The following is a 19,696-nucleotide window of genomic DNA, read 5'->3' on the forward strand; positions in this document are numbered from 1 at the left end:
CCATTGCACCAACACTGTATCAGCGCCGAAAACGGCTGACAATCAATCAGGCGAAACGGGCTTTTTCGGCAGCGCTCAGGCGCTTGGCCTTGACGACCACCACTTGCATGGCAGCCTTGTTCGCTGGCGCGGCCAGGGTGGCCGTGGAACTGGCCACTTGCAGGGCCGGGGCGGCCGGGGCGATGGCGTAGCAGCTGGCGCCAAGCAGGATGGCGGCGGCAACGGCAATGACTTCCATGTTTTTAGTGACGTTCATGTTGTTCTCCTCGGGTGTCTGGCAGTGGGCTTGCGGTATGGTGTCACTATAGCCATACCGCCCCCTGCAGACACGCCGATTGCGACGAACTGCATTTTTGGCAGGCTGGCCTGACAAAAACGCGGATGAACGTGCAGATCGCTAAGCGTCTTCTTAAAACTCTTCCCACTCGTCGGCGCCGGACTTGGCCGCCTTGACGGGTTTGACCGGCGCCAGCGCGCGGGCTGGCGCGCGCGGTGCAGCAGCGGCTGGCTTCGCCTTGAGGCGCGTCACGGGCGCGGGCGCGGCGGCAGGACCGGCATCGCCCAGGCGGAACATGCCGACGGCTTGCGCCAGATCCACGGCCTGCTCCTGCAGGCTTTCCGCGGCAGCGGCCGCTTGCTCGACGAGGGCCGCGTTTTGCTGCGTCATGGTATCCATGTGCGTGACGGCCGTATTGATCTCGCCGATGCCGGCGCTCTGTTCACGGCTCGCCACCGTGATCTCGCTCATGATGGTCGTCAATTGCTGCACCGACGCCACCACCTGGTCCATGGTCTGGCCCGCTTCATCGACGAGGCGGCCGCCGGCATCGACCTTCTCCACCGAGTCGCCGATCAATTCCTTGATTTCCTTCGCCGCACCGGCGGAGCGTTGCGCCAGGTTGCGCACTTCGGACGCCACCACGGCAAAGCCCCTGCCCTGCTCGCCCGCGCGCGCCGCCTCGACGGCCGCGTTCAGCGCCAGGATGTTCGTCTGGAAGGCGATACCGTCGATCACGCCGATGATGTCGACGATCTTGCGCGAGCTTTCCTGGATACCAGCCATGGTGCCGACCACTTGCTGCACCACGCGGCCGCCCTTGGCCGCCACTTCCGAGGCGGACACGGCCAGCTCATTGGCCGCGTGCGCGTTTTCCGCATTCTGCTTGACGGTCGAGGTCAGCTCATCCATCGAGCTGGCCGTCTCTTCCAGCGCGCCCGCCTGAGCTTCCGTGCGCGAGGACAGGTCGGCATTGCCGGCGGCAATATCGGCCGACTCGCTGCGCACCAGGGTACTGATGCTGCGGATCTGCACCAGCACGGTGGCGATCTTTTCGACGAACAGGTTAAATGCCTTGGCGATCTGCGCCAGCTCGTCCGCACCTTCCGCGTCGAGGCGGCTGGTCAGGTCGCCGTCGCCCGTGGCGATCGCTTCCATCGCATCGCGCACCAGGCCCAGACGGCGCAGGGCGCGCGCCACCAGAACGCTCAGCACAGTGGCGGCCAGGGCCAGCACCAGCAAGGCCGTCAGGGCCGAGGCGCGCAGCATGGAAGTCAATGCCTGCGTCGCTTCTGCGCGGTCGAGCACGGTAGCCAGCAACCAGTCGCTGCCCGGCACTTTACTGACATGCAAGATGCCGTTCCGGTCACCGAGGCGGATGGCTGCGCCATCGCCGCTCTTTTGGATATCGGCCAGCGCCTGCGCGCTCAGGCCCGAGTCCAGTTCGGCCAGCGGTTTCAGAGTCAGCTTGCTATCCGGGTGGGCGATGATCTTGCCGCCGCCATCGACGAGGAAGGCATAGCTGGACGCCGTCGGCTTGATCGAAGCGACGTTTTGCACCACGGCATCCATCATCACATCGGCCGCCATCACGCCCGTCACGCTGCCCTTGCCGCCCAGCGGCTCGGCAAACGTCACCACCAGCTTGCCCGTGCTGGCGCCGATGTATGGCGCCGTGATGATGGGGCCGCCCACTTCGGACGCCAGCTTGTACCAGGGGCGCGCCGTAGGATCGTAGTCAGCGGCGCGCTTGCGCTCCTGCGAAAAGACGGCGTGCTTGTCGGCAAAGCCGATATACGCCATGTCGAAGGTGCCCGCCTGCTCGGCCGCCTTCAGGGCCGGCAGCGGATCGGCCGCCGTGGCGCCCTGCTTGAGCGATCCCACGACGGCTTGCTTGGAACGCAGCCATTCGGCGATGGCTTGCGCGTGGCTGTGCGACAACTGCAGCATCTGCGTGTCGAGCGCTGCCAGGGTGCTTGAGCGGGTAGTAAAGAAGTTGGCGATGGCGACGGCCAGCATGGCCAGCACGACGATGGAAACGGCGATGGCGATCAGCCGCGCCTTAAGGGAGGACAACATGGTGCATCCAATAAAAAAAGAGGAAATCGGGAGGGATGCACCATGGTCGGGGAATAAGATTTTGTCGTCAAGCAATACCGACAGTCAATTACCCATAAACAACAATTGATACCATATATTTCATATCTCGCCGCGCAGCTTGCGCAAAGCCGGCGAGTCGCCGCCCGTCGCTTCGAGGCGGAAACGGGCAAATGCCTGCTCCAGTTCGGGATAGCGGCGCAGACTGCCTTCGTTAAAGTAGCGCCCACCGGGGATGTCGCCCCACGGCAGCGGTGCGCTCAAGCCCCCGCTGCCCGCCAGGGCCAGCAGCGGCTCGAGCGCGCTGCGCAGGTCAGCCACTTCCGTATCGGCGCCCGCCAGGCGGGCCAGCAACTGTTCCAGTTCGGTAGTACAGGCTTGCAGGCGCGACTGATCCATGTTCACTCCTCAATTCTTGATGGTGCCCACCAGCACGGGCGCCGACCACATGCTGCGATTGGGCAACAGGTATTGCAAGGCGCCACCCTTGCGCCGCACTAGGCCGCCCAGCTCTTCGGTCGGCGCCACCGAGCTGACAAACACCGTCACGGTCCCGTTAGGCGTGACCTCATACACATCATACAGCGGCGCTTCGCTCCTGAGCGGCAAGCCGAAGCAGTCTGCCAGCGTAGCTCAGCGACTCGTCGCTGCCTGCAACTGCCCGATAGTGGTGAAGTATGGCGAATAGCGCAAGACGCTCTGTCCGTGCGGCACTACCTTGTCCAGAGCGGCCAATATGATCAGCAGGTCGGGCAACTTATTGCCGGACGCCAGCTGCTCAACGGCCCGCGCATAAATCGTCTCCGCCGGCGCGCCCGGATCGGCCGCGCGCAGCTGGGCCAGGAATTGCTGCCCTGTCCCACCCTCCAGCCAGCCGTCGATCACCGGGCGCTGCAGGCCGATGGTCTTGAAGGTGCTGAGGTCATTGATTTCGCGCGCATGCACGGTGCGCAAAGCATCGAGGTCCTGCGCCGGCATGGCCGCGGAGGCGGCGGCAATGGGAATGGGCAGCGGCACCGGCGTCGGTGCGTTGTCCAGCTGCGCCCAGGCACCGGGCGCGACGGCAAGCAGAAAGGCGGCGGCCAGCCCGCGGAATGTGCGCATGCTGCATCTCCTTGGAAGACTCGGTCAGGGGGAATATCCCCTCCCGAATCTACAGAGAGCGTCAACGGCCAATGCGAGCTGGATCAAGGCCGACGCGCAAAGCGGCATCTACCTTCGACGCAGCGCAAACGCGGCGCAAAAAAAACCGCCAGGGCTTGCGCGCTGGCGGTTTTGATCATGCGGCCGAGGCCGCAGTCAGGCAAATCTGAAGGACATTAAGCGGCTGGCGCTTCGTTGCCTTCAGCAGCTTTCATCGACAGTTTCAGACGGCCGCGGTCGTCCGTTTCCAGCACTTTGACGCGAACCAACTGGCCTTCTTTCAGGTAGTCGGCCACGGCGTTGACGCGCTCATTGGCGATCTGCGAGATGTGCAGCAAGCCGTCTTTGCCTGGCATGACTTGCACGATGGCGCCGAAGTCCAGCAGTTTCAGCACGGTGCCTTCGTAGGTCTTGCCCACTTCGACGGAAGCGGTCAGTTCCTCGATACGGCGCTTGGCTTCCTGGCCGGCTGCAGCGTCGACGGAAGCGATGGTGACCACGCCTTCGTCGCTGATGTCGATCTGGGTGCCCGTCTCTTCGGTCAGCGCGCGGATCACGGCGCCGCCCTTGCCGATCACGTCACGGATTTTTTCCGGGTTGATCTTGATGGTGATCAGACGCGGTGCGAAATCGGACAGTTCGGTTTTGACGTGCGGCATGGCTTTTTGCATTTCGCCCAGGATGTGCTCGCGGCCTTCCTTGGCTTGCGCCAGTGCCACTTGCATGATTTCCTTCGTGATGCCCATGATCTTGATGTCCATCTGCAGCGCCGTGATACCGTTGCGGGTACCGGCTACCTTGAAGTCCATGTCGCCCAGGTGATCTTCGTCGCCCAGGATGTCGGACAGCACGGCAAACTTGCCGCCTTCCTTGATCAGGCCCATGGCGATACCGGCCACGTGTTCTTTCATCGGCACGCCGGCGTCCATCAGTGCCAGGCAGCCGCCGCAGACGGAAGCCATCGACGAGGAACCGTTCGATTCCGTGATTTCCGATACCAGACGCACCGAGTAGCTGAACTCTTCAGCGGCTGGCAGGGCGGCGATCAGCGCGCGCTTGGCCAGGCGGCCGTGGCCGATTTCGCGGCGTTTTGGCGTACCGACACGGCCCGTTTCGCCGGTGGCGAACGGAGGCATGTTGTAATGCAGCATGAACGAATCGGTGAACTCGCCCATCAGCGCATCGATCTTCTGGCTGTCGCGGGCGGTGCCCAGGGTAGCGACGACCAGCGCTTGCGTTTCGCCGCGCGTGAACAGGGCCGAACCGTGGGTGCGTGGCAGCACGCTGGTGCGGATCGAGATCGGACGCACGGTGCGCGTGTCGCGGCCGTCGATGCGTGGCTCGCCGTCCAGGATTTGCGTACGCACGATTTTCGCTTCGATGTCGAACAGGATGTTGTTGACTTCAGCGCTGTCGATAGCCGCGCCGCCGGTGGCAGCCACTTCCGCCGACAGGTCGGCGATCACTTCCGACGTCGCTGCTTTCAGCTTGGCCGTACGCTCTTGCTTGTCCTTGGTTTGATACGCATCATTGATCTTGGCGTTGGCGAAATGCGCGACGCGGGCGATCAGTGCTTCGTTTTTCGGCGCAGGCGCCCATTCCACTTCCGGCTTGCCGCCGTCACGCACCAGGTCGTGAATCGCGTCGATGACGACTTTCATCTGGTCGTGGCCAAAGACCACGGCGCCCAGCATGATTTCTTCGGACAGCTGTTTCGCTTCCGATTCGACCATCAGCACGGCCGTTTCGGTACCGGCGACAACCAGGTCCATTTCCGACGTTTTCAGTTGCTGGACGGTAGGGTTCAGGATGTACTGGCCATTCGCGTAACCGACGCGCGCGGCGCCGATAGGACCGTTGAAAGGCACGCCCGATACGCACAGGGCAGCCGATGCGCCGATCATGGCGGCGATGTCCGGATCGATTTCAGGGTTGACCGACAACACGTGAATGATGACTTGCACTTCATTCAGGTAGCCTTCCGGGAACAGCGGACGGATAGGACGGTCGATCAGACGGGAGGTCAGTGTTTCTTTTTCGGAAGGACGGCCTTCGCGCTTGAAAAAACCGCCCGGAATTTTACCGGCAGCATAGGTTTTCTCGACATAATCAACCGTCAAAGGGAAGAAATCCTGGCCTGGCTTGGCATCTTTGCGTGCCACTACCGTTGCCAGAACGACGGTATCTTCGATCGACACCAGCACTGCGCCGGATGCCTGACGTGCGATTTCGCCGGTTTCCAGGGTCACTTGATGTTGACCGTACTGGAAGGTTTTCGTAACTTTGTTAAACATGGGGTATCCCTTTTCTAATTGCCGACAGATTTTCAGGGGCTGTCGTTCACCTCACCACAGGCGGCGGAAACTTCGTTGCCGCCTTTACTACTTTACTTTTAAAACATGATATCGGTAGAGAATACTGTACTTCTCGACATAAATCCGGAATTCAAATGACAAAATGCCCGCGTCAGCGAACTGGCGCAGGCATTTCTGTATAAACCTTGTACGGCAAAAATTACTTGCGCAGACCAAGTTTAGCGATCAGGTCGCGATAACGGGTAGCGTCTTTAGCCTTCAGGTAGGACAACAGGCTCTTACGACGGTTGACCATCATGATCAGGCCGCGGCGGGAGTGGTGATCTTTCGAGTGGGCTTTGAAGTGGCCGTTCAGTTCGTTGATGCGAGCTGTCAGCAGTGCAACTTGCACTTCAGGGGAGCCGGTGTCGTTTTGACCACGTGCGTTGTCCGCGATGATAGCGGCTTTGTTGATGTTTTCTACTGTCATGATAAACCTTTCACATGCGGTGCACAGAGTCTGAACCCTATCCACCGTGAACTACGATTATTAAAATACTGGCCTATGCTTCCAACCAGACGCGCAAGTATATCGGAAAAATGCCCGCCTGTATCCTGCCGTGCGCGCTTTTCTCGGTGCATGATAGGGTTTTCCTGCATTTCAGGAGGTCAAACATGAAAAAACTGCTCAAATCAGCAACACCGCTGCTGTTTGCCATGCTGGCCGGCTGCGCCAGCTGGAACGTCCCGCCGCCCCAGCCGGGCGAGCCGCGCGCCGCCGTGGAAGCGCGCCTGGGCCGTCCCACGAATATCTACCAGCTACCCACGGGTCCCGAACTCGAATACGCGACGGGACCGTACGGCCAGTACACGTATATGGCCCGCTTCGGCCCCGACGACAGGTTGATTTCCTACGAGCAAGTGCTCGACACGCCAGGCTTTGCCCGCATCAAGGTGGGCGTGTCGACCCAGCAAGACGTGCTGCACACCCTGGGCCGCCCGACGGAAACATCGTATCTGTCGCTGCCGAAACTGCACGTCTGGTCCTACCGCTACAAGGAATCGGGCGTGTGGGATTCCATGATGCACGTGCACTTCGACCACGACGGCATCGTGCGCATGATGATGAACGGGCCCGATCCGGCCAAGGAAGAGCGGCGCTTCTTCTGGTAGTACGAGCATCTTCACGGTTAAGACTAGATACCCTMGTCTTTCGCATGCAGTTTGTTTAAGGCCGACAGATACGCCTTGGCCGACGCGACGATGATGTCGGAATCAAAGCCCACGCCGTTGACGATGCGCCCGTCGCGCGACAAGCGCATCGTCACTTCGCCCTGCGACTGCGTGCCCGTGCTGATGGCGTTGACGGAGAACAGGACCAGCTCGGCGCCGCTGGCGGCCGCGCTTTCAATGGCGTTGACGGTGGCGTCGACGGGGCCGTCGCCCTGCCCTTCACAGCTGCGCTGCTGGCCGCCGACGAGGAATTCCACGCGCGCATGGGGCACGGCGCCCGTCGTCGACTGCTGCGTCAGCGCAACAAAACGGTAGTGCTCACTCTCCTGCGCCTGCTGCTCTTCGCTGACGAGGGCCATGATATCTTCGTCGAAAATCTCGGATTTCCGGTCGGCCAATTCCTTGAAACGCAGGAAGGCCGCGTTGACTTCCGCTTCCGATTCCAGAGAGATACCCAGCTCCTGCAACCGCTGCTTGAAGGCATTGCGCCCCGACAGTTTGCCGAGCACGATCTTGTTGGCCGTCCAGCCCACGTCTTCGGCGCGCATGATTTCATACGTCTCGCGCGCCTTTAAAATGCCGTCCTGGTGGATGCCGGACGCGTGCGCAAAAGCGTTCGCGCCCACGACGGCCTTGTTCGGCTGCACGGCAAAGCCCGTGATCTGCGACACCATCTTTGATGCGGCCACGATCTGCGTCGTATCGATGCCCACCGTCAAGTTGTAATAGGCGGCGCGCGTGCGCAGCGCCATCACCACTTCTTCCAGCGCCGTGTTGCCGGCCCGCTCGCCGAGGCCATTGACCGTGCATTCGATCTGCCGCGCGCCGCCTATCATGACGCCGGCCAGCGAATTGGCGACAGCCAGGCCCAGGTCGTTATGGCAATGGACGGACCAGATGGCCTTGTCGGAATTCGGTATGCGTTCGCGCAAGCGCTTGATGGTGGCGCCGAAGATTTCGGGTACGGCGTAACCGACCGTGTCGGGGAAATTGATGGTGGTGGCGCCCTCGGCGATCACGCCCTCGAGCACACGGCAAAGGAAATCTTCATCGGAACGGCTGCCGTCTTCGGGGCTGAATTCGATGTCGTCCGTGAACTGGCGCGCAAAGCGCACGGCATTTTGCGCCTGCGTAAGCACTTGCTCTGGCGTCATGCGCAGCTTCATCTGCATGTGCAGGGGCGACGTGGCAATAAAGGTATGGATGCGCTTGCGCTCGGCTGGCGCCAGCGCCTCGGCGGCGCGGGCGATGTCGCGGTCGTTGGCGCGCGACAGCGAGCAGATGGTGGACTCGCGCACGGCGCCGGCAATCGCCCGTATCGATTCGAAATCGCCCTGCGAGGCGGCGGCGAAGCCCGCTTCGATCACGTCGACCTTCATGCGCTCGAGCTGCTTGGCGATGCGCAGCTTTTCCTCACGCGTCATGGAGGCGCCCGGCGATTGCTCGCCGTCGCGCAAGGTGGTGTCAAAAATGATGAGTCGGTTGCTGGTGGTCATGGCTGCTCCTGGCTGGCTGAAGACTGGCGACGCTACCGACTCGCCGCATTAATGCTCGGGGTCGGTCTGGATGATGCTGACGGGCTTGCCCTTCGCCATGCGCCAGAAAAACACGGCGTAGCCGGACAGGCCATACACGACGAAAATCGGGAACAGCACCTTCGGCGGATCGATGGAAATAAGCGCAAAGAACAATGCCAGCAGGAATACCACGATGAAAGGCACGGACTTGCGGAAATTCACATCCTTGAAGCTGTAGAACGGCACGTTGGTGACCATGGTCAGGCCGGAAAACAGGGCGATCGTCCACGACACCCAGGCCAGCTGGTTGCCGGCAAATTCCAGGTCGTTCATCAGCAGGATGAAGCCGGCCACCATGGCCGCCGCCGCCGGGCTGGGCAAGCCCTGGAAGAAGCGTTTGTCGACCACGGCGATATTCGTGTTGAAGCGGGCCAGGCGCAAGGCGGCACCGGCGCAGTACACGAAGGCGGCCAGCCAGCCCAGCTTGCCCATGCCGCGCAGCGACCATTCGTAGATCACCAGCGCCGGCGCGGCGCCGAACGACACCATGTCGGACAGGCTGTCGTACTGGGCGCCGAATTCGCTCTGCGTATTCGTCAGGCGCGCGATGCGCCCGTCCAGGCCGTCCAGGATCATGGCGATGAAGATGGCCCAGGCCGCGTGTTCGAATTTCTGGTTCATGGCCATGACGATGGCGTAGAAGCCGCAAAACAGGGCTGCCGTCGTGAAGGCATTCGGCAACAGATAGATGCCGCGGCGGCGCAAGGTTTTCTTGCCAGTGCCATCGCTCACCGGCTGGCGCGCGAATTTGCTGAAGCGGGACGCTTTGGATACTGCGGGAGTGCCGTTCTTGCCTCTACGACGGGGGAAGTTTGCCATGTTGTTCCATATCTTGTGTACTGCGGGGGAATCGGTGCCAGATGGCAGGCGCATGACTGTCACGGCATGCGCCTGCCGATGTTGTCATTATAGAGGAGCCACCGCCAAAGAAAAGCGCGGCGGCGTCAAGCTGACAATATTGATCCCTGTTCAAGCCTTATTTGAACTTGACCTTGGCCACCAGGCCCATGTTCAGGGTCGTTTCGCCCGGCTCGAAGCTCGGTTCGGCCACCTGGTTGCCGCCATAGCCCTTGCAATCGGCACTCATGTTGCGCGCGCCGGTCACATTGACGCGCTGCGCATAGTTGCCCGAGCCTTCGAAATCGATGGTATCGATCACGGCGTCACTGACGTTGCGGCCCATGGCGCCGGCGATAGCGGCCACGCGCTCGTTGAGGTTCTTGTAGGCGGCGGCGATGCGCTGGTCGTCGAGCTTGCGGATGGTGGCCGGCGCCAGGCCGAAGTTCAGGCGGTTCAGGGTCAGCACGCCTTGCGCCGCCGACACGGTTTTCGGCAAGGCAGCCAGGTTGGTCGTCGTCACCTGCAGGTACTGGCCCACTCGCCAGCCGGTCGGCACTCTGGGCTTGGGAGCCACGCCCGGTGGCAGCGGCGCCGTTTCCGGGTACACGGCATACGTGTAGTAGCCCTGGGTCTTCAGCACGGCTTGCGGATCTGCTTTCTTGACGATGGCCGCGCCCTGGTTCATCTTCTGGTTCACGCGCGAAGCAGCGGCGGCCTTATCCTTGTCCTGCTCTTCGACGGCCAGGGTGACGGTCACCTGGTCGTTCGCATGCACCACTTCGCCGTTCGCGGGCACCACCACGAGGGTGCCGGAGGTGGGCAAGGTCTGGGCTTGTGCGCTCAGGGCAACGGTAGCGGCGGCGGCAGCCAGCAGTGATTTCATGACGGTCATGGGGTTCTCCTGGAAAATATAGGGGCAAAAACGACCATGGGGCCAACAGCCCCATGATTTTTAAAACAGTCTAACGCGAAAATGTTTCCGCGCTAACGCGCTTACTTGAACTTGACCTTGCCGACGACGCGCATGTCGAGCGTCGTTTCGCCCGGCTCGAAGCTCGGTTCGGCGACGGTGCTGTCTTCGGCCATCTTGGCGCTGCGCATCATCATCGGCGCGGCGGCAGGACGGTTTTCCGTGGCGTAGTTACCCGAACCTTCGAAGTCCACCGTATCGAGCACGGCGTCGGAGACGTTGCGGCCCATGGCCTTGGCGATGGCGGCCACGCGCTCGTTCAGGTTTTTATACGTGGCGGCGATGCGCTGGTCGTCCAGCAGGCGGATGGTTTCCGGCTTCAGGCCGAAGTTCAAGCCGTTCAGGGTCAGCACACCTTGCGCCGCCGACACGGTCTTTGGCAGGGACGCCAGATTGGCCGTCGTCACTTCCAGGTACTGGCCGACACGCCATGCCGTTGGCAAACGCGGCTTGGCAACGGCGCCGGCCGGCAATGGGCGCTCTTCCGGATACACGGGATAAGTGTAGTAGCCGTACGATTTCAATGCCGCCGACGGGTCGGCCTGCTTGACGATGGCGATGCCCTTGTTCATCTTCTGGTTGACACGCGACGCGGCCGCGGCTTTGTCCTTGTCCTGTTCTTCGACGGCCAGGGTAGCGACCACCTGGTCATTGACATGCTTGACTTCGCCAAACGCGGGGACGACCACCAGGGTGCCGGAAGTCGGCAAGGATTGAGCTTGCGCGCTCAGGGCAACGGTGGCTGCGGCGGCAACAAGGACGGATTTCATCACGGTCATGGGGGTACTCCTAGGTAGTTAATGTGGCTGACAGCCAGCGAACGGGGCGCTTTTGGCACCCCTTTCGCCTGAGAAACTTGTCAAACTGTGTAGATTCTAACGCCTCATTCATTCCCGTGGCGCAAATTAACAAATCGTCACAAAATGCGCTTGCCAGTCACATCTGCTCACATTTCAATACACTGTCATCATAAATAACAATGTTATTAATGACTTATCAGTGGCCGACGACTGCGCCGCCGCTGCGCCGGCCCGGCTTGAAACTGTGGCGATGCGCGCGCCAGGCGATCGTCAATGCCACCAGCAGCAAGGCCAGCATGGCCCACGGGAACGATGCCGCGCCATAGCCGTCGAGCAGCATGCCACCCGCCAGACCACCACCGGCGATGGCCACGTTCCAGATGGTCGCCACCATGGCTTGCGCCACGTCCATGCCGTCGCCGGCCGCGTCCGCCGACGCCGTCTGCAGCAAGGTGCCGGCGCCGCCAAAGGTGATGCCCCAGATGGCCATGCTGACATAGATGACGGTCGGCGAGTCCATCGCCAGACCCAGCGCCACCATCACGAGGGCAAAGGCGGCGATGCAGCCCAGCACCAGCGGACGCAGCCAGCGGTCGATCAGCTGGCTGACCAGCCAGATGCCGGCCAGGGAACCCACGCCATACACAAGCAGCACCAGGTCGACGCGCGGACGCAAGCCGGACGGCGCCAGGAACGGCGCGATGTAGGTATACAGAATGTTATGCGCCAGCATCCAGGCGACGATCACGGCCAGAATCGGCCGCACGCCCGGCGTCATGAATACCTGTCGGATCGACAGGCGCTCGCTATTCTTTTGCCCCGGATAGTCGGGCACGGCCAGCAGCACCCACGCGACCAGCACTACGGCCAGCCCCGACATAATGCCGAAGATGCTGCGCCAGCCCAGCACGCCGCCCATCAGGGTGCCCAGCGGCACGCCCAGGGACAGGGCCAGCGGCGTGCCGATCATGGCAATGGCCATCGCCCTGCCCTGCTGCTCCACGCTGACCATGCGGCGCGCGTAGCCGGCCATCAAGCCCCAGGCCAGCCCGGCTGCCATGCCGGTGACGAAGCGCGAAACCAGGGCAACCATATAGTTGGGCGACAGGGCCGTCGCCGTGTTGAAGATCAAAAAGCCGATGATGGCCAGCAGCAAGACATTACGCCGGCGCCAGCCGCTCGTCAGCGCCGTCAGGGGAATGGCCGTCAGGATGGAACCGATGGCGTAGACGGTCACCAGCTGGCCCGTCATGACTTCGGAAATATTCAGGTCACGGGCAATCTGCGGCAGCAAGCCGGCCGGCAAGGTTTCCGACAGGAGGGCGAGAAACGCCGTCATGGCCAGGGCCAGCAAGGCCAGCACGGGGAGACGTTCGGAAATGGAAGATTCGGCAGTGCCCGGCATGGGTACTGTTGCGGTAGTGCGGTCGGTCATAGGGGTCCTTCTGGTTGCCAAGCGGCTAATAAACTAGCGCCTGGCGTGCTACGAAAGCGGTGATGCGCGTTGCGGTCGGCAGATACCGAAACAGATGCAGTCCACAGGAAACTGCAAAGGAAGGGCGGGATTATATAGGAATATAAAAAGACAGGAGGCGGGCGAAAAACGTGCGGACGAAAGCAGCCGCGCTCAAGCTGGCGTCATGCAGGCATCATTGGCCGCCTTGCGTGGCGAAAACCAGGCATTCGATTTCGGACTGTACAGGAAGGCGCAGATGACGGCGAACGTCAGCGCGCCAGGCAAGACATTCATCTTGAGCGGCACGGTCGCCAGGCTGAGCGCAATGTCGATCACGCCCCACACCAGATACACGGTGCGCGCGCCACGCTGCCTTTGCAGCATGGCCAGCGCGGCCACCAGGGTAATGCCCAGGCTGGCGAGCAAGATCGCATATTGTGCCTCGGCGGGAATCGCGCTGTGCGCCATCCACGCCTGCATGGCGGGATCGTTGCGGCCGAGGTAAGCCGACACGAGGGATGACAGAGAACCGATGACCAGAAACCAGCAACTGATGGCAAGCGAGACGGGGCGCTTGACCACATGAAGATTCCCGACAAAAACTTTAGAAAAAACAAGCATGGCGCTGACGGTATTGTTGAATGGGCCTGATTGTAACGGATGTTGCCTGCCAAACGCCTCGCATAAAAAAAGCCGGCTTGCGCCGGCTTCTTGTGATGCACTACAACTGCCTAGTTCTTCGACAATAAATTATTGTGATTTCTGACTTTCATAACCGGCGCTCTGCGGCGTTGCTCACTGCTTGCAGTGCTCGCACTGCGTCGCAGCGRGCGCCTTGCATAGCATCCGGTTCTGTTCGTCATAATTTTCTTGTGATGCACTGACAACTGCCTAGTTCTTCGACTGGTCAACCATCTTGTTCTTGGCGATCCAAGGCATCATGGCGCGCAGTTTCGCGCCCACTTCTTCGATCTGGTGCTCGGACGTCAGGCGACGACGCGAGATCAGGGTCGGTGCGCCTGCCTTGTTTTCCAGGATGAAGCTCTTCGCGTATTCGCCCGTTTGAATGTCTTTCAGGCATTGACGCATTGCATCCTTGGTGGCCGACGTCACGACCTTAGGACCGGTCACGTATTCGCCGTATTCGGCGTTGTTCGAGATCGAGTAGTTCATGTTGGCGATGCCGCCTTCATAGATCAGGTCGACGATCAGTTTCAGTTCGTGCAAGCACTCGAAGTACGCCATTTCAGGCGCGTAGCCCGCTTCCGTCAGGGTTTCGAAGCCGGCCTTGATCAGTTCCACGGCACCGCCGCACAGCACGGCTTGTTCGCCGAACAGATCCGTTTCGGTTTCTTCGCGGAAGTTCGTTTCGATGATGCCGGCACGGCCGCCGCCGTTGGCCGATGCGTACGACAGGGCGATATCGCGGGCGATGCCCGATTTGTCCTGGTAAACGGCGATCAGGTGGGGCACGCCGCCGCCCTGGGTGTAGGTGGCGCGTACGGTGTGGCCTGGCGCTTTCGGCGCGACCATGATCACGTCCAGATCGGCGCGTGGCACGACTTGGCCGTAATGCACGTTGAAGCCGTGGGCAAAGGCCAGCACGGCGCCTTGCTTGGCGAACGGGGCGATGTTTTCGTTGTAGACCTGGGCGATGTTTTCATCTGGCAGCAAGATCATGATGACGTCGGCCGCTTTCACGGCGTCGTTGACTTCCGCCACTTTCAGACCGGCTTGCTCGACCTTGGTCCATGAAGCGCCGCCCTTGCGCAGGCCGACGGTGACGTTGACGCCCGAATCGTTCAGGTTTTGTGCGTGTGCGTGGCCTTGCGAACCGTAGCCGATGATGGCAACGTTTTTGCCTTTGATCAAGGAGAGGTCAGCGTCTTTGTCGTAAAAAACTTTCATGGTATTTCCTATATATTTGATGATGCGTTGTTGTTTTAAATGCGACGCCAGGGCCGCTTAGTACTACTAGTCTTTTTATACTTTGAGGATGCGTTCGCCGCGGCCGATACCGGAACCACCGGTACGGACGGTTTCCAGAATGGCGGCGCGGTCGATCGAATCGATGAACGCGTCGAGCTTGACCTTGTTGCCGGTCAGTTCGATCGTGTACGTCTTTTCGGTGACATCGATGATGCGGCCACGGAAGATATCGGCGGTACGCTTCATTTCCTCGCGTTCCTTGCCCACGGCACGAACCTTGATCAGCATCAACTCGCGTTCAATATGCTGGCCTTCGGTCAGGTCCACCACCTTGACCACCTCGATGAGGCGGTTCAAGTGCTTGGTGATCTGCTCGATGATGTCGTCCGAACCGCTGGTGACGATGGTCATGCGCGACAGAGTCGAGTCTTCCGTCGGCGCCACCGTCAATGTTTCGATGTTGTAGCCGCGTGCCGAGAACAGGCCCACCACGCGCGACAGGGCGCCCGCTTCGTTTTCCAGCAAGACAGAAATAATATGGCGCATGATTAGAGATCCTCCGAACCGAGCATCATTTCGGACAGGCCCTTGCCGGCTTTCACCATTGGCCACACGTTTTCGGACTGGTCGGTAATGAAGTTCATGAATACCAGCCTGTCTTTCATGCCAAACGCCTCTTTCAGGGCGCCGTCGACGTCGCCCGGTTTTTCAATTTTCATGCCCACGTGGCCGTACGCTTCGGCCAGCTTCTCGAAGTCGGGCAGCGAATCCATGTACGACTCGGAATAGCGCGAACCGTAATCGATTTCCTGCCACTGGCGCACCATGCCGAGGAAACGGTTGTTGAGCATGATGATCTTCGGCGTCAGGTGATACTGCTTGCACGTGGCGAGCTCCTGGATGCACATCTGGATCGAACCTTCGCCCGTGATGCAGGCAACGGTGGCGTCCGGATTGGCCATCTGCACGCCCATGGCGTACGGCAAGCCGACACCCATGGTGCCCAGGCCGCCGGAATTGATCCAGCGGCGCGGCTTGTCGAAGCCATAATATTGCGCCGCCCACATCTGGTGCTGGCCCACGTCGGACGTGATGAAGGCGTCGCCCTTGGTGATCTGGAACACCTTTTCCACCACCGATTGCGGCTTGATCACCAGGTCGGAGGTCGGGTATTTCAGGCATTCGCGGCCACGCCATTCGGCGATCTGCTTCCACCAGTTGCTCAAGGCATTGACGTTAGGCTTGGCTTCGGCCGCGTCCAGTTGCGCGAGGAACTCGATCAGCACGTCCTTGACGTTGCCGACGATGGGGATATCGACCTTGACGCGCTTGGAAATCGACGATGGATCGATGTCCACGTGGATGATCTTGCGCGGATGCGAGGCGAAATGTTTCGGATTGCCGATCACGCGGTCATCGAAACGGGCGCCGATGGCGATCAGCACGTCGCAGTTCTGCATCGCCATGTTCGCTTCATAGGTGCCATGCATGCCGGGCATGCCGACATACTGCTCGCTCGAGGCGCGGTAGCCGCCCAGGCCCATCAAGGTGTTGGTGCACGGGAAACCCAGGCGGTCAACCAGCTTGTTCAGCTCGGGAGCCGCATGCGCGAGAATCACGCCGCCGCCCGTGTAGATCATCGGGCGTTCGGCTTGCAGCAACAGCTGCACGGCCTTGCGGATCTGGCCCGAGTGGCCCTTGTCGACGGGACGGTAGGAACGCATCTCGACTTCCTTCGGATAGTCGAAATGGCATTTGTGCATGCTGATATCCTTGGGGATATCGACCAGCACGGGTCCCGGACGGCCGGTACGGGCGATGAAGAAGGCTTTCTTGATCGTCGCTGCCAGGTCCTTGACGTCCTTGACGAGGAAGTTGTGCTTGACGACGGGGCGTGTGATGCCGACCGTGTCGCATTCCTGGAACGCATCCTGCCCGATGGCGTGGCTCGGCACCTGCCCGGAGATCACGACCATAGGAATCGAGTCCATGTACGCGGTGGACAAGCCCGTGACGGCATTCGTGACGCCCGGACCGGACGTGACGATGGCGACACCGACCTTGTTCGAGCTGCGCGAATAGGCATCGGCGGCGTGGATCGCGGCCTGCTCGTGGCGTACCAGGATATGCTGGAATTTGTTTTGCTGGAAGATGGCGTCGTAGATGTAGAGTACGGCTCCGCCCGGGTATCCAAAGACGTGCTCTACGCCCTCTTCAGCCAGACAGCGCACGACAATTTCTGCGCCGGTAATGGGTCCTGCTGCTGCTTCGGTATTCATGAAACATTCCTTTCAAGGTCCATTGGAGATTGATCGGATGTTCTTTCCTGACGAAGTTCGCCGTGCGCGACAGTGCTCCTGCTTCCCTTTTCATGCGGTCACGACATTTCTTTGGGCACCCATAGATACCTTACAAAACAACGCTTAACGCAACTCGTTTGGCCGGAGTTTCTGTGGCGCCTGTACGAACCGCTCGCGCTTGTGGCGCGGGTTAGAACAAACTGCCTACAAATGAAAGCGCGTCTTGCCGCGGATGGCCTTGTGTGCCGGTCGCGACCTGACCATAGGGCTTTGGGGTGTTCAAAGCGTCCCATACGTTATCGCGTTGCACCATTATGGTCAAGGAAAATGTCAGCCGAAAGGCCATTTCGCCCGCACGCCGTGCAAAAACCCTGCGGAAACGCACATTTTTTGCTAGCATGCACGGGGTTGCAAAAAGCATACCCGCCCCCATTTCGCCCACCGCTCCCAGCAGCCGCTAAGATCCCCAATACCGCATGGCAACAGACAAAGAATTATCCGACTTTCTAGAAAATGTCGAGCGGCGCGCTTTCAAGCAGGCCGCCTACGCGGTCCGCAAGGAAGAATCGGCACTCGATATCGTGCAGGACGCCATGATCAAGCTGGCCGAGAAATACGGCGACAAGCCGGCCGCCGAACTGCCGATGCTGTTCCAGCGCATCTTGCAGAACACCATCCTTGATTATTTCCGCCGCGAAAAAGTTCGCAACACCTGGGTCAGCCTGTTTTCCGGCATGAAGCCCTCGGGCGACGAGCATGAAGATTTTGATATACTTGATACTTATGAATCGGAACAGGGCTCGAGTGCCGCCGAATCGTCGGCCGACCAGGTCGAACGCGCGCAAATGCTTGATTTGATTGATGCAGAGGTACAAAAACTGCCCTCACGTCAACGCGAAGCCTTCCTCATGCGTTACTGGCAGGACATGGATGTGGCTGAAACAGCGGAAGCGATGGGTTGCTCCGAAGGTAGCGTGAAAACACATTGCTCTAGAGCTACCCACACGCTCGCCGAATCGCTGAAAGCCAAGGGAATTAAATTATGAACACCGACGATCTCAATTTCGCTTACAAAGTGCGCCATGCACTGAACGAAAAACTTGACGACCTGCCCGCATCGGCCACCGATCGCCTGGCAGCGGCACGCAAGCTGGCCTTGTCGCGCAAGAAGGCGGACGCCCCTGCCGCCGTCGCCGTGCGCCAGAATGTGTTCGCCGGCGTGGCAAGCAGCCTGTTCGTCGAGCCGCTGTCGTGGCTGGGCCGCATGAGCGTCATCATCCCCCTGCTGCTGCTCGTTGGCGGCCTGGTGGGCATCTATCAGTTTGAGCAGGAACAACATATTGCCGAACTGGCAGAAATCGACGCGGCCGTGCTGTCGGACGAATTGCCGCTGTCCGCCTATATGGACCATGGCTTCAATGCCTACCTGACGAAACGCGAGCAATAAATGGCACGCACGAGCGTACGCAAAGGCTGGCTGGCCGGCGGCATCGGCCTGGGTGCGTGCGCCCTGGCGGGCGCCGCCTGGGTAGGCGCGCAGCAACATGCCGCGCCCGCCGCACCTCCCGTGGCGGCAGCGCCCGTGGTGGTGCCAGTGCCGGCCGCCAAGCCCGGCTCGCCCCGCACGGGCGGCAAGGGCGGCACGCCGAAGGCTGGCGAGAATCCATCATGGAACAAGCTGTCACGCGGGCAACAGGAAGCCCTGCAACCGCTGGCGGGTGAATGGAACAAGCTGGAAGCCTTGCGCAAGCAGAAATGGCTCGATATCGCCAACCGTTTCGCCTCCATGACGGCCGACGAGCAAATCCGCGTGCATGACCGCATGCGCGAATGGGTCAAGCTGACGCCGGAACAGCGCCGCCTCGTGCGCGAAAACTATACGCGCACGAAAAAGATCGATCCGGGTCAAAAAACCGCGCAATGGGAGCAATACCAGCAATTGCCGGAAGATCAAAAGAAAAAGCTGGCGACGGAACTCGTGCCGAAAAAACCACTGGGCAAGGTGCCTGCGATCAATTCGACGACGACCAAGCCGCCCGTGCTCATGGCGCCCGCCACGTCGGCGGCGCCTGCCGCCGTGCCTGCCCTGCCGCCCGCTCCCGCAGCGACGGCCGTGCCGGCAAGCGATCCTGCCGCCACCACGCCATCCGCCGCCGTGCCCGTCACGCCACCTGCCACGCCCGCACCACTGCCAACCAATGCCAAATAGCACGCCTGTCGCCAGCATCACTTCCCATCCCACGATCAAGCGCCGCCTGATTTCCATGGTGTACGAGTCGCTACTGGCCCTGGCCGTGCTGTTTTTGCCGTTTCTGCTGTTTGAACTGGCCGTGCAAGGCGCGCATACGCCGTTGACGGAACACATGCGCCAATGCCTGGCCTTCCTCGTCATGGGCGCGTATTTCATCCATCAGTGGAGCCGCGAAGGGCAAACCCTGGCCATGAAGACGTGGCGCCTGAAAGTCGTGCTGCCGGGCCACGCCCACGTGCCGCTGCGCGTGGCCGCCTACCGCTACGTCCTGTCATGGATGTGGCTGCTGCCCGCGCTCGTGGCGGCGTATGCCTTCGACCTGCAGCACTGGACGGCCCTGGGCGCCATCGGCGTGGGCATCCTGGCCTGGTCCAGCACGGCCCTGTTCACGGGCAATGGTCAATTCCTGCACGACAAGCTGGTGGGCACGCAGATCGTGCAATTGCCGGCCCCTGCGAAGAAGCCAAAGAAAGTCGCCGCCTGAGTTTTTACGCGGCTTGACCTGGGTCATTGAAGCGCCACGGGGGCT

21 protein-coding genes are annotated in these 19,696 nt (G+C 60.9%); 5 read left to right on the forward strand and 16 right to left on the reverse strand.

All coding sequences use genetic code 11. The annotated features are described in order from the left end of the window. Positions 1 to 46 precede the first annotated feature (46 nt). The 7 genes from AC4BCN_RS21170 to rpsO all read right to left on the reverse strand — a co-directional run bounded on the left by AC4BCN_RS21170 (position 47) and on the right by rpsO (position 6,301). On the reverse strand, positions 47 to 256 hold the full coding sequence (locus AC4BCN_RS21170) for a hypothetical protein (RefSeq protein WP_139089911.1): 210 nt from the start codon (positions 254 to 256) through the stop codon (positions 47 to 49). Positions 257 to 409: 153 nt separating this feature from the next. Further along, positions 410 to 2,356 carry a methyl-accepting chemotaxis protein gene (locus AC4BCN_RS21175; protein ID WP_490491688.1) on the reverse strand — a complete coding sequence of 649 codons (1,947 nt, stop codon included), beginning with the start codon at positions 2,354 to 2,356 and terminating at the stop codon, positions 410 to 412. Between the two features lie 120 nt (positions 2,357 to 2,476). Then, positions 2,477 to 2,773 (reverse strand): hypothetical protein, encoded by a 297-nt coding sequence (locus AC4BCN_RS21180; RefSeq protein ID WP_139089912.1) that lies wholly within the window; start codon positions 2,771 to 2,773, stop codon positions 2,477 to 2,479. A 9-nt stretch (positions 2,774 to 2,782) separates the two neighbouring features. Next, positions 2,783 to 2,983, reverse strand: a complete 201-nt coding sequence (locus tag AC4BCN_RS21185; protein WP_490491689.1) for a hypothetical protein — start codon at positions 2,981 to 2,983, stop codon at positions 2,783 to 2,785. Between the two features lie 24 nt (positions 2,984 to 3,007). Beyond that, a complete protein-coding gene (locus tag AC4BCN_RS21190; RefSeq protein WP_490491690.1) occupies positions 3,008 to 3,478 on the reverse strand; it encodes a hypothetical protein in 471 nt (156 codons plus the stop codon). A gap of 215 nt (positions 3,479 to 3,693) precedes the next feature. Further along, the gene (pnp, locus tag AC4BCN_RS21195; protein WP_338679308.1) at positions 3,694 to 5,811 is read right to left on the reverse strand and encodes a polyribonucleotide nucleotidyltransferase; all 2,118 of its coding nucleotides are present in this window, start codon (positions 5,809 to 5,811) and stop codon (positions 3,694 to 3,696) included. Positions 5,812 to 6,031: 220 nt separating this feature from the next. Further along, a complete protein-coding gene (rpsO, locus tag AC4BCN_RS21200; protein WP_010399743.1) occupies positions 6,032 to 6,301 on the reverse strand; it encodes a 30S ribosomal protein S15 in 270 nt (89 codons plus the stop codon). A gap of 185 nt (positions 6,302 to 6,486) precedes the next feature. On the opposite strand from rpsO, the gene bamE reads away from it, so the two are divergent. Then, on the forward strand, positions 6,487 to 6,984 hold the full coding sequence (bamE, locus tag AC4BCN_RS21205) for an outer membrane protein assembly factor BamE domain-containing protein (RefSeq protein ID WP_128142470.1): 498 nt from the start codon (positions 6,487 to 6,489) through the stop codon (positions 6,982 to 6,984). A gap of 23 nt (positions 6,985 to 7,007) precedes the next feature. On the opposite strand, the gene AC4BCN_RS21210 is transcribed toward bamE, so the two are convergent. The 9 genes from AC4BCN_RS21210 to AC4BCN_RS21250 form a co-directional block, all read right to left on the reverse strand. Next, a complete protein-coding gene (locus AC4BCN_RS21210; protein ID WP_490491691.1) occupies positions 7,008 to 8,540 on the reverse strand; it encodes a 2-isopropylmalate synthase in 1,533 nt (510 codons plus the stop codon). Between the two features lie 48 nt (positions 8,541 to 8,588). After that, positions 8,589 to 9,440, reverse strand: coding sequence for a CDP-diacylglycerol--serine O-phosphatidyltransferase (pssA, locus tag AC4BCN_RS21215; protein WP_034750030.1), 852 nt, complete (start codon positions 9,438 to 9,440; stop codon positions 8,589 to 8,591). 157 nt (positions 9,441 to 9,597) lie between these two features. Then, on the reverse strand, positions 9,598 to 10,353 hold the full coding sequence (locus tag AC4BCN_RS21220; RefSeq protein ID WP_490491692.1) for an SIMPL domain-containing protein: 756 nt from the start codon (positions 10,351 to 10,353) through the stop codon (positions 9,598 to 9,600). Between the two features lie 101 nt (positions 10,354 to 10,454). Next, the gene (locus tag AC4BCN_RS21225; protein ID WP_230517965.1) at positions 10,455 to 11,210 is read right to left on the reverse strand and encodes an SIMPL domain-containing protein; all 756 of its coding nucleotides are present in this window, start codon (positions 11,208 to 11,210) and stop codon (positions 10,455 to 10,457) included. 217 nt (positions 11,211 to 11,427) lie between these two features. Beyond that, positions 11,428 to 12,666: an MFS transporter gene (locus AC4BCN_RS21230; RefSeq protein ID WP_490491693.1), complete on the reverse strand. Its 1,239-nt coding sequence runs from the start codon at positions 12,664 to 12,666 to the stop codon at positions 11,428 to 11,430. 192 nt (positions 12,667 to 12,858) lie between these two features. Continuing rightward, positions 12,859 to 13,269 carry a hypothetical protein gene (locus AC4BCN_RS21235; protein WP_070302213.1) on the reverse strand — a complete coding sequence of 137 codons (411 nt, stop codon included), beginning with the start codon at positions 13,267 to 13,269 and terminating at the stop codon, positions 12,859 to 12,861. Between the two features lie 309 nt (positions 13,270 to 13,578). Beyond that, on the reverse strand, positions 13,579 to 14,595 hold the full coding sequence (gene ilvC, locus AC4BCN_RS21240; protein ID WP_034750044.1) for a ketol-acid reductoisomerase: 1,017 nt from the start codon (positions 14,593 to 14,595) through the stop codon (positions 13,579 to 13,581). A gap of 75 nt (positions 14,596 to 14,670) precedes the next feature. After that, complete coding sequence (gene ilvN, locus AC4BCN_RS21245; protein ID WP_010399754.1) at positions 14,671 to 15,162, reverse strand: acetolactate synthase small subunit; 492 nt, start codon at positions 15,160 to 15,162, stop codon at positions 14,671 to 14,673. A gap of 2 nt (positions 15,163 to 15,164) precedes the next feature. Further along, positions 15,165 to 16,895: an acetolactate synthase 3 catalytic subunit gene (locus tag AC4BCN_RS21250; RefSeq protein ID WP_051991041.1), complete on the reverse strand. Its 1,731-nt coding sequence runs from the start codon at positions 16,893 to 16,895 to the stop codon at positions 15,165 to 15,167. A gap of 497 nt (positions 16,896 to 17,392) precedes the next feature. Here AC4BCN_RS21250 and AC4BCN_RS21255 point away from each other — a divergent pair, with 497 nt between their 5' ends. The 4 genes from AC4BCN_RS21255 to AC4BCN_RS21270 are packed head-to-tail and all read left to right on the forward strand — an operon-like array spanning position 17,393 to position 19,651. After that, on the forward strand, positions 17,393 to 17,962 hold the full coding sequence (locus AC4BCN_RS21255) for an RNA polymerase sigma factor (protein ID WP_034750048.1): 570 nt from the start codon (positions 17,393 to 17,395) through the stop codon (positions 17,960 to 17,962). Next, entirely contained in the window at positions 17,959 to 18,363 is a 405-nt protein-coding gene (locus tag AC4BCN_RS21260; protein ID WP_034750051.1) for a DUF3619 family protein, read from the forward strand. Before AC4BCN_RS21255 ends, AC4BCN_RS21260 begins: the two co-directional genes overlap by 4 nt. Next, on the forward strand, positions 18,364 to 19,125 hold the full coding sequence (locus tag AC4BCN_RS21265; RefSeq protein WP_490491694.1) for a DUF3106 domain-containing protein: 762 nt from the start codon (positions 18,364 to 18,366) through the stop codon (positions 19,123 to 19,125). Next, positions 19,115 to 19,651 (forward strand): RDD family protein, encoded by a 537-nt coding sequence (locus AC4BCN_RS21270; protein WP_139089919.1) that lies wholly within the window; start codon positions 19,115 to 19,117, stop codon positions 19,649 to 19,651. The genes AC4BCN_RS21265 and AC4BCN_RS21270 overlap by 11 nt, the downstream gene beginning before the upstream one ends. Positions 19,652 to 19,696: the final 45 nt, after the last annotated feature.

The organism is Janthinobacterium sp. Bl 1, assembly GCF_058215535.1.

What these genes read in the sequence shown, in the direction of transcription:
- AC4BCN_RS21170 (WP_139089911.1), bottom strand. Translation starts at nt 256, where the DNA reads ATGAACGTCACTAAAAACATGGAAGTCATTGCCGTTGCCGCCGCCATC.
- AC4BCN_RS21175 (WP_490491688.1), bottom strand. Translation starts at nt 2,356, where the DNA reads ATGTTGTCCTCCCTTAAGGCGCGGCTGATCGCCATCGCCGTTTCCATC.
- AC4BCN_RS21250 (WP_051991041.1), bottom strand. Translation starts at nt 16,895, where the DNA reads ATGAATACCGAAGCAGCAGCAGGACCCATTACCGGCGCAGAAATTGTC.
- rpsO (WP_010399743.1), bottom strand. Translation starts at nt 6,301, where the DNA reads ATGACAGTAGAAAACATCAACAAAGCCGCTATCATCGCGGACAACGCA.
- AC4BCN_RS21180 (WP_139089912.1), bottom strand. Translation starts at nt 2,773, where the DNA reads ATGGATCAGTCGCGCCTGCAAGCCTGTACTACCGAACTGGAACAGTTG.
- AC4BCN_RS21265 (WP_490491694.1), top strand. Translation starts at nt 18,364, where the DNA reads ATGGCACGCACGAGCGTACGCAAAGGCTGGCTGGCCGGCGGCATCGGC.
- ilvC (WP_034750044.1), bottom strand. Translation starts at nt 14,595, where the DNA reads ATGAAAGTTTTTTACGACAAAGACGCTGACCTCTCCTTGATCAAAGGC.
- pssA (WP_034750030.1), bottom strand. Translation starts at nt 9,440, where the DNA reads ATGGCAAACTTCCCCCGTCGTAGAGGCAAGAACGGCACTCCCGCAGTA.
- AC4BCN_RS21255 (WP_034750048.1), top strand. Translation starts at nt 17,393, where the DNA reads ATGGCAACAGACAAAGAATTATCCGACTTTCTAGAAAATGTCGAGCGG.
- bamE (WP_128142470.1), top strand. Translation starts at nt 6,487, where the DNA reads ATGAAAAAACTGCTCAAATCAGCAACACCGCTGCTGTTTGCCATGCTG.
- AC4BCN_RS21270 (WP_139089919.1), top strand. Translation starts at nt 19,115, where the DNA reads ATGCCAAATAGCACGCCTGTCGCCAGCATCACTTCCCATCCCACGATC.
- pnp (WP_338679308.1), bottom strand. Translation starts at nt 5,811, where the DNA reads ATGTTTAACAAAGTTACGAAAACCTTCCAGTACGGTCAACATCAAGTG.
- ilvN (WP_010399754.1), bottom strand. Translation starts at nt 15,162, where the DNA reads ATGCGCCATATTATTTCTGTCTTGCTGGAAAACGAAGCGGGCGCCCTG.
- AC4BCN_RS21260 (WP_034750051.1), top strand. Translation starts at nt 17,959, where the DNA reads ATGAACACCGACGATCTCAATTTCGCTTACAAAGTGCGCCATGCACTG.
- AC4BCN_RS21220 (WP_490491692.1), bottom strand. Translation starts at nt 10,353, where the DNA reads ATGACCGTCATGAAATCACTGCTGGCTGCCGCCGCCGCTACCGTTGCC.
- AC4BCN_RS21190 (WP_490491690.1), bottom strand. Translation starts at nt 3,478, where the DNA reads ATGCGCACATTCCGCGGGCTGGCCGCCGCCTTTCTGCTTGCCGTCGCG.
- AC4BCN_RS21225 (WP_230517965.1), bottom strand. Translation starts at nt 11,210, where the DNA reads ATGACCGTGATGAAATCCGTCCTTGTTGCCGCCGCAGCCACCGTTGCC.
- AC4BCN_RS21230 (WP_490491693.1), bottom strand. Translation starts at nt 12,666, where the DNA reads ATGACCGACCGCACTACCGCAACAGTACCCATGCCGGGCACTGCCGAA.